Annotated in this window: 16 protein-coding genes; 4 read left to right on the top strand and 12 right to left on the bottom strand. The window is 37.8% G+C overall.

Annotated features, from left to right (window positions below; all coding sequences use genetic code 11):
• Positions 1-13 precede the first annotated feature (13 nt).
• The 5 genes from JKA74_RS10545 to JKA74_RS10525 form a co-directional block, all read right to left on the bottom strand.
• Positions 14-853 carry a prephenate dehydrogenase gene (locus JKA74_RS10545; protein WP_201431161.1) on the bottom strand — a complete coding sequence of 280 codons (840 nt, stop codon included), beginning with the start codon at positions 851-853 and terminating at the stop codon, positions 14-16.
• Positions 850-2007 (bottom strand): pyridoxal phosphate-dependent aminotransferase, encoded by a 1158-nt coding sequence (locus tag JKA74_RS10540; RefSeq protein WP_317193588.1) that lies wholly within the window; start codon positions 2005-2007, stop codon positions 850-852. The genes JKA74_RS10545 and JKA74_RS10540 overlap by 4 nt, the downstream gene beginning before the upstream one ends.
• A gap of 28 nt (positions 2008-2035) precedes the next feature.
• Positions 2036-2863 carry a prephenate dehydratase gene (locus JKA74_RS10535; protein ID WP_201431159.1) on the bottom strand — a complete coding sequence of 276 codons (828 nt, stop codon included), beginning with the start codon at positions 2861-2863 and terminating at the stop codon, positions 2036-2038.
• Positions 2864-2969: 106 nt separating this feature from the next.
• Positions 2970-3362, bottom strand: coding sequence for a response regulator (locus tag JKA74_RS10530; RefSeq protein WP_201431158.1), 393 nt, complete (start codon positions 3360-3362; stop codon positions 2970-2972).
• A 273-nt stretch (positions 3363-3635) separates the two neighbouring features.
• Positions 3636-4853, bottom strand: a complete 1218-nt coding sequence (locus tag JKA74_RS10525; RefSeq protein WP_201431157.1) for a lipase family protein — start codon at positions 4851-4853, stop codon at positions 3636-3638.
• A gap of 51 nt (positions 4854-4904) precedes the next feature.
• On the opposite strand from JKA74_RS10525, the gene JKA74_RS10520 reads away from it, so the two are divergent.
• A complete protein-coding gene (locus JKA74_RS10520) occupies positions 4905-5858 on the top strand; it encodes a pyridoxal-phosphate dependent enzyme (protein WP_201431156.1) in 954 nt (317 codons plus the stop codon).
• Positions 5859-6298: 440 nt separating this feature from the next.
• On the opposite strand, the gene JKA74_RS10515 is transcribed toward JKA74_RS10520, so the two are convergent.
• Positions 6299-7717 carry a Glu/Leu/Phe/Val family dehydrogenase gene (locus JKA74_RS10515; RefSeq protein ID WP_201431155.1) on the bottom strand — a complete coding sequence of 473 codons (1419 nt, stop codon included), beginning with the start codon at positions 7715-7717 and terminating at the stop codon, positions 6299-6301.
• Positions 7718-7746: 29 nt separating this feature from the next.
• Positions 7747-8424, bottom strand: coding sequence for a 3-hydroxyacyl-CoA dehydrogenase family protein (locus JKA74_RS10510; protein ID WP_201431154.1), 678 nt, complete (start codon positions 8422-8424; stop codon positions 7747-7749).
• A gap of 49 nt (positions 8425-8473) precedes the next feature.
• Here JKA74_RS10510 and JKA74_RS10505 point away from each other — a divergent pair, with 49 nt between their 5' ends.
• Positions 8474-8854, top strand: a complete 381-nt coding sequence (locus JKA74_RS10505; RefSeq protein ID WP_201431153.1) for a RidA family protein — start codon at positions 8474-8476, stop codon at positions 8852-8854.
• On the top strand, positions 8854-9339 hold the full coding sequence (locus JKA74_RS10500; RefSeq protein ID WP_201431152.1) for a hypothetical protein: 486 nt from the start codon (positions 8854-8856) through the stop codon (positions 9337-9339). Before JKA74_RS10505 ends, JKA74_RS10500 begins: the two co-directional genes overlap by 1 nt.
• A 129-nt stretch (positions 9340-9468) precedes the next feature.
• Here JKA74_RS10500 and JKA74_RS10495 read toward each other — a convergent pair whose 3' ends face one another.
• From JKA74_RS10495 to JKA74_RS10475, 5 genes are all read right to left on the bottom strand, one after another.
• On the bottom strand, positions 9469-9933 hold the full coding sequence (locus tag JKA74_RS10495) for a hypothetical protein (protein WP_201431151.1): 465 nt from the start codon (positions 9931-9933) through the stop codon (positions 9469-9471).
• Positions 9930-10340 (bottom strand): hypothetical protein, encoded by a 411-nt coding sequence (locus JKA74_RS10490; RefSeq protein WP_201431150.1) that lies wholly within the window; start codon positions 10338-10340, stop codon positions 9930-9932. The genes JKA74_RS10495 and JKA74_RS10490 overlap by 4 nt, the downstream gene beginning before the upstream one ends.
• A 335-nt stretch (positions 10341-10675) precedes the next feature.
• The gene (locus JKA74_RS10485; protein ID WP_201431149.1) at positions 10676-11095 is read right to left on the bottom strand and encodes a hypothetical protein; all 420 of its coding nucleotides are present in this window, start codon (positions 11093-11095) and stop codon (positions 10676-10678) included.
• 348 nt (positions 11096-11443) lie between these two features.
• On the bottom strand, positions 11444-11959 hold the full coding sequence (locus JKA74_RS10480) for a hypothetical protein (protein WP_201431148.1): 516 nt from the start codon (positions 11957-11959) through the stop codon (positions 11444-11446).
• Positions 11943-13322: a M23 family metallopeptidase gene (locus JKA74_RS10475; protein ID WP_201431147.1), complete on the bottom strand. Its 1380-nt coding sequence runs from the start codon at positions 13320-13322 to the stop codon at positions 11943-11945. The genes JKA74_RS10480 and JKA74_RS10475 overlap by 17 nt, the downstream gene beginning before the upstream one ends.
• Positions 13323-13889: 567 nt before the next feature.
• On the opposite strand from JKA74_RS10475, the gene gltX reads away from it, so the two are divergent.
• Positions 13890-15431, top strand: a complete 1542-nt coding sequence (gltX, locus tag JKA74_RS10470; protein ID WP_201431146.1) for a glutamate--tRNA ligase — start codon at positions 13890-13892, stop codon at positions 15429-15431.
• Positions 15432-15483 lie beyond the last annotated feature (52 nt).

The following is a 15483-nucleotide window of genomic DNA, read 5'->3' as shown; positions in this document are numbered from 1 at the left end:
GCTTTTCATTGTCTCAAATTTTGGAACGAATGATGGCAGCTTTTTCCATCAGCTCTTTGGTGCGGGTGGTGTTGCCTTCATCTATCGCTTTTTTAAAAGCTATCAGGTGATCAATGTACTCTCCCAAAGCTGCAGAAATATTCTCATTATTTTGTTCAAATATTGGACCCCACATTTCCGGTGAACTTTTAGCCAATCTCACAGTAGAAGAAAAACCACCCCCTGCCATTTTAAACATATCTTTCTCTTTTACTGCCATGTCCAGTGCAGTCAGCCCCAAACTAAAAGCACTTATGTGGGATAAGTGGGAAACATAAGCTATGTGTAGATCATGAATTTCAGGTTCCATTATTTCAATGTTCATTTCCAGGGTTTTATACATGCTTATGGCCAATTCCAAGGCTGGTTTACTGCTCCTTTGCTCCTCACAAATGATTGCTTTTTTTCCCTGAAACAAATTGACAAGAGCTGCTTCCGGACCAGCATTTTCTGTGCCTGCAATAGGGTGGCTCGCCACAAAGTTTTGTCTTTTGGGGTGATCTTTCACTAATTGGCATATTTTTGATTTTGTAGAGCCCATATCCACAACAATAGTGCGCTCATGGATTTTATCCAGCACCTCCACTAAAATGTAATAAATGGCATCCACCGGAATGGCCAAAACAATCAAATCTGCCATTTGGCAGGCCTCAGGCAATGTTGCCTGACTATCTATAATGCCCAGACTCATGGCTTTTTGCAAGTTGTCAGGGTTTTTATCCACACCAATAATATTACTTGCAAAACCTGTTTTCTTAAGCGCCAGGGCCAAAGAACCTCCTATTAAGCCTGTGCCAACAATAGCTGTTTTCATAATTGGGGTGTATGAGTTTTCACGTAGGTTTCAATTCGTTGATAAGCTTCCATCAATAAATCCCTCGAACTACATAATGAAACCCTTACATAGCCCTCACCATTGCTTCCAAAAATTTGTCCCGGACTAATAAATACTTTTGCTTTTTGCAGTATTTCATTCACAAACTCCTCTACATTTTTAATATGCCCTGGAGCTTTGGCCCACACAAACATGCCAGCCTGATCTGTGGTATAAGTACAGCCCAACAAATCCAAAAGTTGCCTGGCCACAACCTGCCTTTGGATGTATTCCTGATTTTGTTGCCGGTGCCAGTCATCGTCATTTTGTAAGGCCTGAATAGCCGCATGCTGAATAGGTAAAAACATACCGGAATCGAAATTGCTTTTTACGGTAAGTATGGTTTTAATATAGCTTTCCATTCCTGCCACCCAGCCCAATCTCCACCCGGCCATATTGTGCGATTTGCTAAAAGAATTTAGCTCAATGGCAACTTCCCCGGCTCCCTCCACATTAAAAATACTTAAGGGGTAATCATTCAAAATCAGGCTATATGGATTATCATGACAAAGCAAAAAGCCCTTTTCTTTCGCCAGCTCAACCAGCGCTGCCAACAAAGTTTCATCCGCCCTTCTGCCAGTCGGCATGTGTGGAAAATTAATCCACATCAGTTTTACTTTTGATAAATCCTCTTTCTTTAATTTCTCCATATCAATGGCCTGAGGGCTAGCAGGCAAAAGATCGTAAGGCCTTACTTTTGCACCCAACAATTTACTCACAGAAGTGTAGGTAGGGTACCCGGGATTAGGCACCAGCACTTCATCGTCCGGATTCAAAAAGGCCATGGAAATATGCATGATTCCTTCTTTAGATCCCATTAATGGGAGAATTTCTGTTTCCGGATTTAATGTGGTTTTATAGGTTCTTTGATTCCAAAGGGAAATCGCTTCCCTTAATTCAGGAATCCCTTTATAGCTTTGGTATCCATGGTGAGCAGGGTTTAGGGCAGATCGAGAAAGGACTTTAATGGTCTCTTCTGAGGGAGGCATGTCCGGGCTGCCTATTCCTAAATTAATGACTTTTTCCCCTGTGGCATTCATCCACCTGATCTCTTCCAGTTTACGGGACAAATAATATTCGCTGACTTCAGTCAATCTATTTGATTTTTGAATGATCATGCTGCTATTGAAAATTAAAATTGCTTCGTTTATAAATGCCCAAAAGAATAATGCTGTTGGCAAATTCCCCGGCTGATTCCATCGCTTTTTCAAAATCCACTTTTGACTCCCAGGTTAGATCTGCATGAAACCTATATTCATACGGCTTGCCCACCAGTGGCATAGATTGAATGTTTGTCAGATTGATCCGGTTCTTCTTAAAAACTGTTAGTATATCTGCCAGGGTTCCCGGCTGATGCCCCAGTTCGAAAGATATGGAAGCTTTATCTCCCTCTACTGACTGATTTGACTGGTTGGTAAGCACTAAAAAGCGGGTATAGTTTTCCTTATTAGTTTCTATATTTCCTTTCAGAATATCTAAACTATATAATTGAGCGGCTGTTTCTCCTGCAATGGCAGCCGTATCTGTTAAATTCCCTTCCCTGATCATCCTTGCCGACTCCGCAGTATCCTTTGATTCGTAAACCTGCACCCCTGAAAGGCCATCCAAAAAAAAATTACATTGATTCAAAGCCACTGGATGGGAATAAATGAATTTAATGGCTGACAATTCTACCCCGGGAAGTGCCAGTAATTGCATTTGAATGCGCAGATAAACTTCCCCAACTATGCTTAATTGATACTCATTAATCAACCCATAATTTTGCGAAAGACTTCCTGCTATAGTATTTTCAATAGCCATAACGGCCATATCTGACTGGCCACTTTTGAGTGATTTACATAAGTCCCGGAACGTCATACATTCCACCAATTGAATTGACTCCCCTGCATATTTTTTGGCAGCCGCTTCATGAAAAGCACCTCTTACTCCTTGTATAGCTATTTTTTGCATGTTTTTTATTTCAATGACCGTTTGAAATTATAAGGGGGAGAAGGAATAATTTGCAAACAAAAATCCGGGTTTTTTTAATTATTCACTTATTTCTTTGGGATGACCTTCAAAAGAAGGAGCTTATTTGTTCGTTTTTCTTTAGTAGGTTGAGTTTAACATCATTCAACGGCTTTTCTAAGAAATCAATTACCTGTGTGTATCCTCTGGCCTTTTCCCTGTCTATTTCATTTACTGATGAGGTAAGAATCACAACATATATGTTTTTGGACATACTTTCTTCCTTAATAGCATCTAAAAACTCCCACCCATCCATTACCGGCATATTAATATCCAAAAAAACACAGTACTTTTCTTCCGGGTTATAATTGGCTAAAAGATAATCCAGGAAGCTTTTCCCATGATTAAATGAATGGGGTGTTTGATGAAAATCATTTTCTTTTACAAAAATCTCATTCAAAAATACGGTCATTTCATCATCATCTACTATAATTGCTTCCATTTGTTATCAATTAGTGATAAGGGGATAAACGGATTAGCTAATCTGCTTTTTACGTTTCATGTTTATAAGTTTATTTTCAACCGTCACAACTTGTACCACCTTAGCGGTATGCCCCAAAGGGATCCCTTCGGGAGAATAGTCCAGATACAAATAAGCTCCACAACCGTCACTTCACTCCTAAATATTCATCCTCAGTTGATCCCGTACTCGGGATGACTATTTCAACCTTAATTAAGTCATTTTAGGGTGGAAATGAAACAGTTTTTAAAAAAATTAAATTCCATATTTAAAATAAACTGAGATCACATCGCTAAAAAACCTTGCCCCTCCGGCTCCATGTATGGCATCCGGTTCCACAGAACTATTGTAAGTATACGTCTCTAACAATATCTCCGTGCTACCTTTATCCGTCATGTTGTCAAATGCATCAGCAGAGTTAAAGTAAGGAACGAGTTTGTCTTCTAAGCTGTGGTAGAGCTTTATAGGAGCAATAGCTTTCCAATCATGAATATCATTGTCTGCCAAAGCATCCCTAAAATCACTATTTGGATCATTAATATCATCAATAAAAGTATCAGTAAAAACCTCTTGCGGATTAGAACTGGAAATAGCAAAGTAACCATTATCCACAACCTCCGAGGCATATGGCTCATTCAGGTAATAAGGAATGCCCTTTTGTAAATAAATTCTATCATAGGAATCAAGCACCCATAGATACAGGCTTATAGAGAAACCCAAATCTCCCTGAAAATTAAATATATAATCTCCCACTGCTGATTTATGGTAGGCACCGGCCCCCATAGCACTTCTGGTAATGGGGAATTCAGCCGCATGGTTTTCTTCTATGTATTTATGTAATGCCATGGTAGAATTTCCGCCTTGCGAATAACCAATTAAAAAAAGCTCATCAGTCATGTTCACAGATAAGGATTCGGCTAGTTCTTTAGTAGCCAATAGCATGTCGAAACAAGTAGTGGCTGCTGTTTGGGCATGTTCATAAGGATGGAACATCTCTGATGTGCTACCATAACCAATATAATCTGCAGAAGAAATTAAGTATCCATTTGAAGCATACAAAACTGCTGAAAGATAGATTTCGGCATTCTCAGATGATAAATAAGACGGAGCCCTATGTTCCTGGTCTATTTGTGGGTCATTGGATTTCGCCAAGGTACTATGCTGAAAGCTGGTTAGCTTTACCGCTCCTTCCACCTGGGGTATTAAAACCAGGCCCGATGCTTCAACCTCGGTGCCATCATAGTTAGGTGTTAAATAGGTGACTTTGTAGGCTTCAACATCAAAATTAATAAAACCTGAAACTAAGGGATCGTTGTTAAACCTTTGATTGATTTCACCCTTAGAAATGGTTTCCACCAATTCATAACTGAGGACATGGTCAAATCCCGGCTCAACGTTATCATCAGAACAACTTATCCATAAGAGAGACAGGAAGAGAAAAGGTAATAATTGTAAAAACTTTTTAGCTTGCATAATATCTTGTTTAATTCAGAAATATAATCAAATTAACTAAATATAAACCCAATGCTTTTAAAAGATGTTCCCTCCGCTCAAAACATTGAAGATGCAGAAGAAAGAATTCACTCTTACATTCATCGCACTCCTGTATTTACTTCTACTCAAATCAATGATCTATTAGGTTTGAAAGTGTTTTTTAAAGCTGAAAACCTTCAGAAAGTGGGCGCCTTTAAAATGCGGGGGGCTTCCAATGCGGTGTTGTCCTTAACGAAAGATCAATTGAAGAAAGGTGTGGCCACGCACTCTTCCGGCAACCATGCACAGGCATTGGCACTAGCTGCTAAAATGAGAAAAATACCTGCATATATCGTAATGCCTCAAAATGCCCCGGAAGTAAAAGTAGCCGCTGTTCAACAGTACGGGGCGGAAGTGATTTTCTGCGATCCAACACTGGAAGCCAGGGAAAAAACATTGAAGGAAGTGGTTGATCAAACAGGTGCTACTTTTGTGCATCCTTATGATAATTATGATGTGATTGCAGGACAGGCTACAGTTGCCAGGGAAATGATAGAAGATACTGATCATTTGGATGGAATATTTGCCCCAATAGGTGGTGGAGGTTTGATGGCCGGCACCTTATTATCTGCAAAATATTTTGGCAAGAATGTACCAGTATATGGTGCCGAACCTCTTGGGGCCGATGATGCTTTTCGTTCATGGAAAGCAGGGAAAATCATTCCTATGGAATACCCTAATACCATAGCCGATGGTTTGAGAACCTCGGTTGGCCAAAAAAACTTTCCTATCATCCAAAAATACATTTCGGACATCATTACTGTAACGGACGATGAAATTATTGAAGCAATGAGAATGATTTTTCAGTATCTGAAACTAGTAGTGGAACCATCCGGGGCCGTGCCATTTGCAGCCCTTATAAAAATGAAAAGCAAACTAAAAGGTAAAAAAGCCGGAGTGATTTTAACCGGTGGAAATGTAGATCTAAGCAAGTTGCCTTTTTAAAAGCTATGCTGCCTGCTGAAGTAAAGAATGCCTTAAGCATCTCTAAAAGTAAAAAGGCTACCTTTTTGTGAAAAGGTAGCCTTTAAAAAATTTTGTATTGATTTATTGGTTCTACCACGATTTTAGTGGAGAGCTACATTTAGGATACTCGAGATAAATAACGTATCAAGAATGCTCTGTTCGTTCATACTTCTGCTACTTATACTTCACAAACTTCTTTCTTTTCTTTTGACTTGACTCAAAAGAAACAAAAAGTCAAGGCTGTATTCATTTCTTAACGGTATTTTGGATTTATAATTGGGAAACAAAAAAACTCCCTTCGGTCAAACATTTTGTTTCTTATCCAATTATAAATTCAAAATCCCTAAAATGAATAAGGCCGATCCTTTAAATAAACATCATACTTACCACTAAATTTATTGTAGTACCGATTTATTATATCAAGGGAAAATACCCATATCCGTATAGCTTACGGCAATACGGTCAAGTGCCAGAATAAAACCTGCAGTTCTTAAACTTTTAATATTTTTCTCTTTGCGTTTGGCATTTAACTCATGGTAAGCTGTCACCATGGTTTCCTCCAGGCCGGAATTCACCAAGTCCCTTTCACTAGCCCCCTTTACAATTAAATCCACTTGCTCATTGCTGAATTTATCACCTGTGGCATGTTCAATACTTTCGAGCAATAGCTTATATTTCTGCATATCATAACGCTTCTCCAGTTTCCCGAAAGAAACCCTGGAAAGATTTTTCAACCATTCGAAGTAAGAAACTGTTACACCCCCGGCATTCAAATACATATCCGGAATGATCATCATATTCTTCTCCAATAAAATTTTCTCTGCCTCTTTGGTTACCGGGCCATTGGCTGCTTCACCAATAATTTTAGCCTGGATCCTATCTGCATTTTCCTTGGTGATTTGATTTTCCAACGCTGCCGGCACTAAAATATCGCAAGGTCTTTCCAACAATTCTATAGAGTTTTCTATAAATTGCCCTTTAGGATAGCCTTTAAAGCCTTTATTCACCGTTTGATACTTTTTGATTTCCTCAATGTCTATGCCTTCCTCATCCCAGATACCTCCATTCCACTCTGCTATTCCAATAATTTTGGCACCCGCCTCTTTCAGGAATAATGCAGAATAAAAACCCACATTTCCTAATCCTTGAATAATAACTTTTTTATTGAACAAACCGGTTGTTAATCCCAATTCTGCCATATCTTCCTGCACACTCACGGCCTCTCTGATGCCCAAATAAACCCCCATACCTGTCGCTTCAGTTCTGCCGTCAATTCCATGCTGAGATACAGGTTTACCCGTTACACATCCTTTGGCATTGATGGCATCCGGATTAAACGCTTCATAAGTATCCACTATCCAGGCCATTTCCCTTGCCCCGGTCCCATAATCCGGTGCCGGCACATCAATTGCCGGGCCTATAAATTTCTTTTTGATTAATTCCGAGGTATATCGCCTGGTGATTTTTTCCAGCTGGCCAACTGAATATTTTAGCGGGTCAATATTTACGCCACCTTTGGCTCCTCCAAAAGGAATGTTGACCATCGCACATTTGTAAGTCATTAATGCAGCCAACCCCATTACCTCCTGCTCATTTACAAAACTGCTAAAGCGGATACCTCCTTTTACAGGAAGTTTATGATGTGAATGCTGAACTCTGTAACCTTTCACTACTTCATAAGAGCCATCATCTTTTCTGATAGGAAAATGAAATTTATAAATGCTATTACATTGCTTGATTTGCTCTAGCAAACCGGGATGTAATTCCATATGTTTTGCGGCATCATCCACAAAACTACAGACATCTTCAAACAAGCTATATTCGGGGTCATTAACCATATTACTATTTTTTTGTTAAATTTTTAATTTTATAAGTTAGCCATTTCGAGTAAGTATTCCTTTTTGAGTAGCGGACAAATTTTGTATCGCTCTTCTTTTGTGTCCTCGTAAATAGCTTCCAGCATTTCCACTACATTACTGATTCCAATACGCTCACACCATTCAAAAGGGCCCAATGGATAATTGGTGCCCAGTTTCATGCCCAAATCAATATCTTCTTTGCTTGCCGTACCCTCCTGCACTGTATAATAAGCCTCATTAATGATCATAAAAATCACTCGGGGGGTTACCATTCCAACCCTGTCCTCCACTATTTCGAAGTCAGTGCCTAGTTTACTACAAATTTGAGTCAACATTTCCTTTTGGTTGTCATTAGTCATTGTACACTCCAGAATTGGACGATTAATGAATGTAGGAAAACCATTAAACCCGAAAATGGGATTTTGGATTTTTGGCGTGTATACGGCCATTTCAACAAATGAGCTCATTGCCATGTGAACAAAGACGGGCATCTCTGGTTTTTGTTCGTAAAAAACCAGGCTTTCTGGCGTTTCATGTGCAAGGAAGTCAAACACAACTTCCGCCTTAAAAAAAGTTTCTTCTGTTATATCAGATAAGTCTTCCGCGAAATAAAAAGAATGATTTTCGCCCAACTTGGCTTTTAGCTCTTCGTTGTTTTCAAGACTCCCTACTATCAGTATTACCATATTTTGAGTACTTTTGTTCAAAGTTAATCAACAATTAGAGAAAAGCGATATGGAAAAGACAATCATTCAAACAAAAGAAGCTCCGGCACCGATTGGCCCCTATAACCAGGCAGTTTTAGCAGGTGAAACCTTATATGTTTCCGGCCAGATAGCGCTTGATGCACATAGTGGTGAAATGATCAATGAAAATATTACGGAAGAAACCCATCAGGTAATGAAAAACATGGAAGCCATTTTGGCTGCAGCCGATTTAGGTTTCTCAGATGTGGTAAAATGTAGCATTTTTGTGAAAAACATGGGTGATTTTGCTACCATTAATGAGGCCTATGGTCAGTATTTCAAAAGCAACCCTCCTGCCAGGGAAACAGTAGAAGTTTCTCGCCTACCCAAAGATGTGAATGTGGAAATCTCCTGTATAGCGGTGAAGTAATGCAATGGTGGCCTGCCAAATCGGAAATTCTCATCAGTCATTTGCCTCCCCGGGAGATATTCAGAAGATTAAATTTGGCAGTAAAGCCCACCAATTATCAAAGCTTTAAAAACCGCTCCTTAGATGATACACCTGAAGAAGTTTACCTATTCAATGGCAAAGTAAGCAATACAGGATTTGCCATTTCACAAGTAGTACAAAAGCCGGATAATTTTTTACCTCTTATTCAGGGGAAAGTAGAAGGCACCTCCAAAGGCAGTTTGGTTTATATCAAATACCGCTTATTCCCAAGTGTGAAGTTGTTTTTGGGCTTTTGGTTTATACTGATGCTATTGTTCTCGATGATTGCCTATGCAGAAGGGGAAGATATGCTTACCGTTTCTTTCCCTATTATTATGTTAATAGCCAGTTTTTGGGTGATTTTGTCCCGCTTTAATTCCGGCTATGAGAAAAGCCGAAAGGAGTTGGTAAGGTTGATTGGGTGATGGAGTCTGTTTAGAGATTTTAGATCCTCTATAACTATGGAGATGTAGACCATCGTGGAGCCATCATAAGTACACTTAGTAGCAATAATCCTGTCATAAACTGATGCATTTATATTATCTATTACTAAGTCACCTAAATTTCCTGATCCAAACCCTATAAATATTTCTGTCATCTTCTGGTATTTTGTTTGCTATGGAAATAAGCATCATAAAACCATTTTTTTTCCAAGCAGTTGACTGATAAGGAAAATTATTACTATCAATTTCCGCTCCTACTTTAAAAACACTATTAGGCTGTCCAAAAGACTCAATGGCTTTGTCAAGAAATTGTTCATTTCCTCTAATGTAGCAAATAATAGAGCTCGATGTACTTGAAGAATCATCCTTGTAAGCCATAAATACTATGCTGTCTCCCAGAAAATTAAATCTTTCAGGATTAGTAACCTTTCTTGTTTGATCGTATATTAAATACTCCCTTTCATCTTGTTCTAAGATTTCAGAAGTATATTCAAATATATTTTGATTCTGACTATTCAGAACACCTAAAAATGGATTAGCACAAATAGTTAAGACAAGTACTAAATAATTTATCATATTTTATGAGGTATTTCATGTACAAAATACGCATCAAAAAATGTAAATTCACCCATTTTTTTGTCTTTAAAAGCTATATCAGGTATTTTTTTATAAAGTAACTTTTGTGGGAAAGCTGTATAATTAAATTTTTGAAGAATTTCATCTACCTTCTTTAATATTTCGTTATTCGCATACTTGTTTAAATCATTGCTGCTGAACTGGGAGTTCAGCCCATTGTTTTTAACGTTATTTTCTATATACAAAACAGAATAAAATGGAACAATTATACTAACATACAATGACACTACCTTAATAACTTCTTCATCAACTTGGATAATTATATCTAAAATGTAACACCTATCTAACCAAGATAATAAAGAGATATCCCTTACATTATAATCAGGCAAGGCTTTTTGAACTGACATAAAAATTTTTGTCCATGTCTCTCGATTTGAGTCAAAAAAAAAGACAAGTATTCTTCAGTTTTAAATATTCCGGAGTTTCTTGATATAGTAAATCATAAGTATCCTCATAATTTCTTGGAAAATAGTTGTGAGCAATATTTGTCAAAATTTTACTTATCATAAGTATTAGTAACAATTACCATTTCAAAAAAAAGCATATTCAGCTAATGTTGGTATTACTTTAGAGGAACCACTACCAACAAAGTCAGCTCTTCCCCCACTAATAAGCATCTGATGATAAATAGAATGATGATTAACCATTAAGATTAGTTAATCTATCGGCAATTCGTAATACTCTACCAGTAAACATAATGCCGTTTGCCTCCCTTGTTAATTGTTGAAAATGAAGCTAACATATTATCCTCAACCAGAACGTAAGTAAGGACTTCATTATCTGTAAACAATACCAGCATCTCAGAACTATCATTTTCATGAATTACATTTTTGAAAGCTTCAGTTTTTTCTCTGAAAGTATATACTTCTACTTTCTTTCCTTTGATACTTTTCCTTATCGATATAATAATATTCGATATAACACTGTCTCGATATTCAGCATCCTGAACTTCACTCACTTTGATGAATTTTTTTATTATTTCATCCTCAGATATATTTTCGTTCTTCAATGCATCCACAAATCTGCTTACAATTATCTTACTATCCTCTTGAGATCCAAAGCAAGAAAAAAACATAATAACAATTAATACAACTATTTTCATAATTTTTAAATTCAAACCAAGCTTGCGGATCGTGGATCTTTGCAAAAATCAAAAATAATATTCCTAAACATTAAGTATAACCCCTTGTGCTAATTTAAAATCGTATAAAAATAGGATGAGCATCAGTTTGATTTTAGTAACCCTGAGATTCAATAGTATAAGGAAATGAATTCTGAGCATTATGCTTTAGACACAGCTTCACCTGTAAAAACTACATCAGCATCATAGAATTCCAATGCCATTTTCTTTCTATACACTCACAAGCAACTACTTTGAAAGTGCGTACATAATAACTTATTAGTGAAGTTGTTATCCTGCTCTTCTACGACTATCCTTTGAACTCTTATTTCACAAATTCGGATCAATTTTATAAATAATCTTGTTCAATTTATTAGAGGAGTAATGATATTCAAGATATCGATGCCCCTCTCCAAATTTTTCATTGTCAGTAAGCTTTGAAGGAATAGCTTTAAAATGCAAATTAGTAAAACTTCCTCTTAAAGATTCTCGACTATTCTTAAATAAGTTTATGTCAGAATAAGAAAAGTCAGCTTCCTCCTTTGTTACTTCTACCGTCAACAACTCTGGTCCCGAAGGAAAAAATTGCACAAAAGTTAAAACAAAACCAGGATAATGGTAAATCCACTTAGGCTCAGCGCTCATGTAAACTGAATCCACCTTTATTGGTTTTCCGAATACCTTTAGTCCTTCAAAATTCTTATCCATTTCATATAGCTCTTCCAAAGGAACACCCTTAATCTTTAAATTATTGAACGAACCTTGAGCGAGCATTACCTCATCTTGTGCTAAACTTACATTTATTGCAAGTAGACTAAATACAACTATTTTAATTACAATTTTCATTTCCTTGTGTATCATTATTATCATCAAATTTAGTACCTAAAAAATCCTCAATATTTACTGGGTCAGAACTATAGAAACCTCCTGATATTTTTCGAGATTCAATATGTAAATGTGGCTCATCTTTTGTATCAGATTCTCCACTCAAAACCATTAATTGACCAGATGAAATATTGTCTCCAACATTAAAGTTTGGTTCACTCTCTAAATGTGCATACATAAAGTAATAACCATTAGATTGGATTATTATGTAATTTCCATATCCCGCACTTTCATCTTCACTCCTTGTTTCATAAACTGTGCCACTATTTATACTATAAACACCTGACCCTATAGGTACATCAAGATCCACACCTGCATGCATTCGATGACCCTTTACTCCATCACAGGTTTTATTTCGGTCTTTTCTCACACAACCATATCGATTAGCACTTTTTCCACTATTGTAATCTGAAATTTCCATATTTTTCAATGGGTCACCCGCGCAAGGCACATCAGACACACAGCCTTCCCCATTAGGGTTTGGTTTATAACCCGGAGGACATAGCGGAACACATTCCCCATTCTCATCAGCAACATATCCCTCACTACAAATCACTTCGTCACAATCTACCCACATGCCTTCAATAAATGGGTGGGCACATAGACCATTAGGCCCTGAAGGAGAGGAAGATCCTCCTCCACCGAGACCAGGATCAACAGGGTCAGGGGGGGCAATTTCGTCAGGCTCCGCACAAGTCATGGTAGAACCTTCGTAAGTACAGGTAGTATAAGAACTGCTTGCTCCCGAAGCTGTTACACACCACCAATGGTCAATTATGGTACAGTTTGCCATTAATCGATTATTTTCTTCATTGGTAACCACCTGCTGGCTCACTTCTGTTTCCCTTACAAGAATACCATTTTCATAGATTAGCATACGCTTGGCCTCGCCTCCCCAATCACTTACCAACAAATAACCTGTAAATTCAGGAGTGTTTTCCGTAGGTACAGGCATTACATAGTCCAGTACAACTTCACCTTCCTCATCTTTATAGGCACGGCCGAAGGAAGTATAATCTACAGGAAAACGGTTGGTGCCTTCCCCGGAGCTTACATATTTTTTGCCTTCCGTTCCCATATTGCTTTTTACGGGAAAGAACAGGGCATCTCCAATATTCAGTTCTTTATAAATGGCTAAATCCCAAACTATATCCATTTGGCCGGTAGCGGTGGTCCTTGAATTAATACTTTCTGATTTCTTTGCATTAAACACCTCTTTCACTTCCTCAATTGTAATGTCTTTTTTAACCTCAATAGGTTCCTCCTGCTGGCAGGAAGCCATCAACAGTAAGAACGATGAGCAATAAATGATTAGTCGATTCATGTTTAAATATTTAATTTATAAAAGGTTCCATCAAAACAATTATAAACTTTTAAATGCATGAAAAGAATTATGCTAAAAGCACCAGGGTCTTTGGAGGCTGAAGTCAATTCATTTCACTTGTAGGGTTTGTCATAAAAACAGGAATTGTACCTTCCAATTTTTATGATCGGTGTAGCCTTATTTAAAAAGTTTTTAACCGAGTTGATTTTTTAAAATAGAAATAAATATTTCATAAATACAAAATTCCTTACCTCTATTTTTGAAGCATTTATTAATCAAACGATATGAAATATTTAAATAATTATATTCAAATATTTCTGGTTTTCATACTAACTGTCACTATATAGATAAAGTAATAAATGAGGGTTTTTCTTTATAATTCACAGGTAAGCAAAAAATGTCAAGCCGAAACAAGCTATACCCCACACAAATTATTTTTAAACTGACTGGAACCCCCTCTTTAAAAAAACACCTTCTTTCGTCATTTACTGAATAAAAACACTTGCCCAACCCATGAGTTGAATTATAATTCTTAATTTTGCACCCTGAATTAAAAAACACTTACTCATGAGCACAGCCGTACGCGTACGTTTTGCACCCAGCCCAACAGGCGCTTTACACATCGGTGGTTTAAGAACCGCCCTTTATAATTATTTATTTGCCAAAAAATCCGGTGGTACTTTCATTTTAAGAATTGAAGATACTGACCAAACCCGCTATGTGGAAAGTGCTGAAAATTATATAAAAGAATCTTTGGAATGGATAGGCATTACGCCTGATGAAAGTCCCTGGAATGATAAAGGTACTGTTGGCCCTTACAGGCAAAGCGAGCGAAAGTCCATGTACAGGGAGTATGCGCAAAAACTGGTGGATGATGGAAATGCTTATTACGCTTTTGATACATCAGAAGAATTGGAAGCTATGCGCGAGCGATTAAAAGCTGCCCGGGTAGCTACACCGCAATATAATGCCATTACTCGCATGCAGATGAAAAACTCCTTGACTTTACCTGAAGAGGAAGTGAAACAAAGATTAGACTCAGGAGAGCCTTATGTAATCCGACTCAAAGTTCCCCGCAAAGATGAAGTAAGGTTAAATGATATGGTAAGGGGCTGGGTAATGGTGCATTCTTCTCAAATAGATGATAAGGTGTTGATGAAGTCAGACGGAATGCCTACATACCACCTTGCCAATGTAGTGGATGATCATTTGATGGGAATTACACACGTAATCCGCGGAGAAGAATGGTTGCCTTCTGCACCCTTGCATGTGCTCCTTTATCAGTTTTTTGGCTGGGAAAACAGCATGCCACAATTCGCACACTTACCTTTATTGCTAAAACCTGATGGTAATGGAAAGCTGAGCAAGCGAGATGCTGAGAAACACGGATTCCCTATCTTTCCTTTACAGTGGAAAGATCCTGTTTCAGGTGAAAATGTGGCCGGTTTTAGAGAAGATGGTTACCTGCCTGATGCCTTGATCAATTTCCTGGCCTTTTTAGGATGGAACCCGGGTGACGAAAGAGAGATTTTTAGCAAGGAAGAATTGACTGAAGCTTTTTCCATAGAAAGAATTGGCAAATCAGGTGCTAAGTTCGATATCAACAAAGCGAAGTGGTTCAATCAGCAATATTTGAAAAACAAGGATAATAGCGAGTTAGCTACGTATTTATTAAAAGACTTAAAAGCCAATGGCATCTCTGCCAGCAAGGAAACTGCTGAAAGAGTCGCCAATGCAATGAAAGAGCGGGTTACCTTTCCTCATGAACTTTATCTCGATGGAAAGTTTTTCTTTACAAAGCCGGAAACCTACGATACTAAGGTGATTGAAAAAAAATGGACTACTGAAGCCGTAAAGGTGCTGGAGTTATATGCCATTTCTCTCGAAAAGGCCAATCATATAGATGCAGAAAAAGCCAAACTGATCCTAACAGATGTGTTGGAGCAGGAAGGTGTAGGAATGGGAAAAGTAATGCCTGCTTTGCGGGTGTCTATTACAGGATCCGGTGCCGGGCCAGACTTGATGGAAATCATTGCAATTTTAGGTAAGGATGAAATAACCGATCGAATCCGTCTGGCATTGGATAAACTGGAAGATCAGGTGAAATAAACCCAACGTCTCTCTATTTTAAATGGTAAATGAAAATGCTCGTTGAACAATC

Origin of the sequence: Marivirga aurantiaca, from assembly GCF_016679925.1 — a bacterium.
GTDB lineage: Bacteria > Bacteroidota > Bacteroidia > Cytophagales > Cyclobacteriaceae > Marivirga > Marivirga aurantiaca.
The sequence above is the reverse complement of the archived record's forward strand: the minus strand, read 5'-3'. Positions and strand labels throughout refer to the sequence as shown.

Bases quoted from the DNA above. Each gene is read 5' to 3' on its own strand.
- JKA74_RS10505 (WP_201431153.1), top strand. From the start codon at position 8,474: ATGGAAAAGACAATCATTCAAACAAAAGAAGCTCCGGCACCGATTGGC.
- JKA74_RS10545 (WP_201431161.1), bottom strand. From the start codon at position 853: ATGAAAACAGCTATTGTTGGCACAGGCTTAATAGGAGGTTCTTTGGCC.
- JKA74_RS10490 (WP_201431150.1), bottom strand. From the start codon at position 10,340: ATGTCAGTTCAAAAAGCCTTGCCTGATTATAATGTAAGGGATATCTCT.
- JKA74_RS10500 (WP_201431152.1), top strand. From the start codon at position 8,854: ATGCAATGGTGGCCTGCCAAATCGGAAATTCTCATCAGTCATTTGCCT.
- gltX (WP_201431146.1), top strand. From the start codon at position 13,890: ATGAGCACAGCCGTACGCGTACGTTTTGCACCCAGCCCAACAGGCGCT.
- JKA74_RS10485 (WP_201431149.1), bottom strand. From the start codon at position 11,095: ATGAAAATAGTTGTATTAATTGTTATTATGTTTTTTTCTTGCTTTGGA.
- JKA74_RS10520 (WP_201431156.1), top strand. From the start codon at position 4,905: ATGCTTTTAAAAGATGTTCCCTCCGCTCAAAACATTGAAGATGCAGAA.
- JKA74_RS10480 (WP_201431148.1), bottom strand. From the start codon at position 11,959: ATGAAAATTGTAATTAAAATAGTTGTATTTAGTCTACTTGCAATAAAT.
- JKA74_RS10510 (WP_201431154.1), bottom strand. From the start codon at position 8,424: ATGGTAATACTGATAGTAGGGAGTCTTGAAAACAACGAAGAGCTAAAA.
- JKA74_RS10495 (WP_201431151.1), bottom strand. From the start codon at position 9,933: ATGATAAATTATTTAGTACTTGTCTTAACTATTTGTGCTAATCCATTT.
- JKA74_RS10535 (WP_201431159.1), bottom strand. From the start codon at position 2,863: ATGCAAAAAATAGCTATACAAGGAGTAAGAGGTGCTTTTCATGAAGCG.
- JKA74_RS10525 (WP_201431157.1), bottom strand. From the start codon at position 4,853: ATGCAAGCTAAAAAGTTTTTACAATTATTACCTTTTCTCTTCCTGTCT.
- JKA74_RS10530 (WP_201431158.1), bottom strand. From the start codon at position 3,362: ATGGAAGCAATTATAGTAGATGATGATGAAATGACCGTATTTTTGAAT.
- JKA74_RS10515 (WP_201431155.1), bottom strand. From the start codon at position 7,717: ATGGTTAATGACCCCGAATATAGCTTGTTTGAAGATGTCTGTAGTTTT.
- JKA74_RS10475 (WP_201431147.1), bottom strand. From the start codon at position 13,322: ATGAATCGACTAATCATTTATTGCTCATCGTTCTTACTGTTGATGGCT.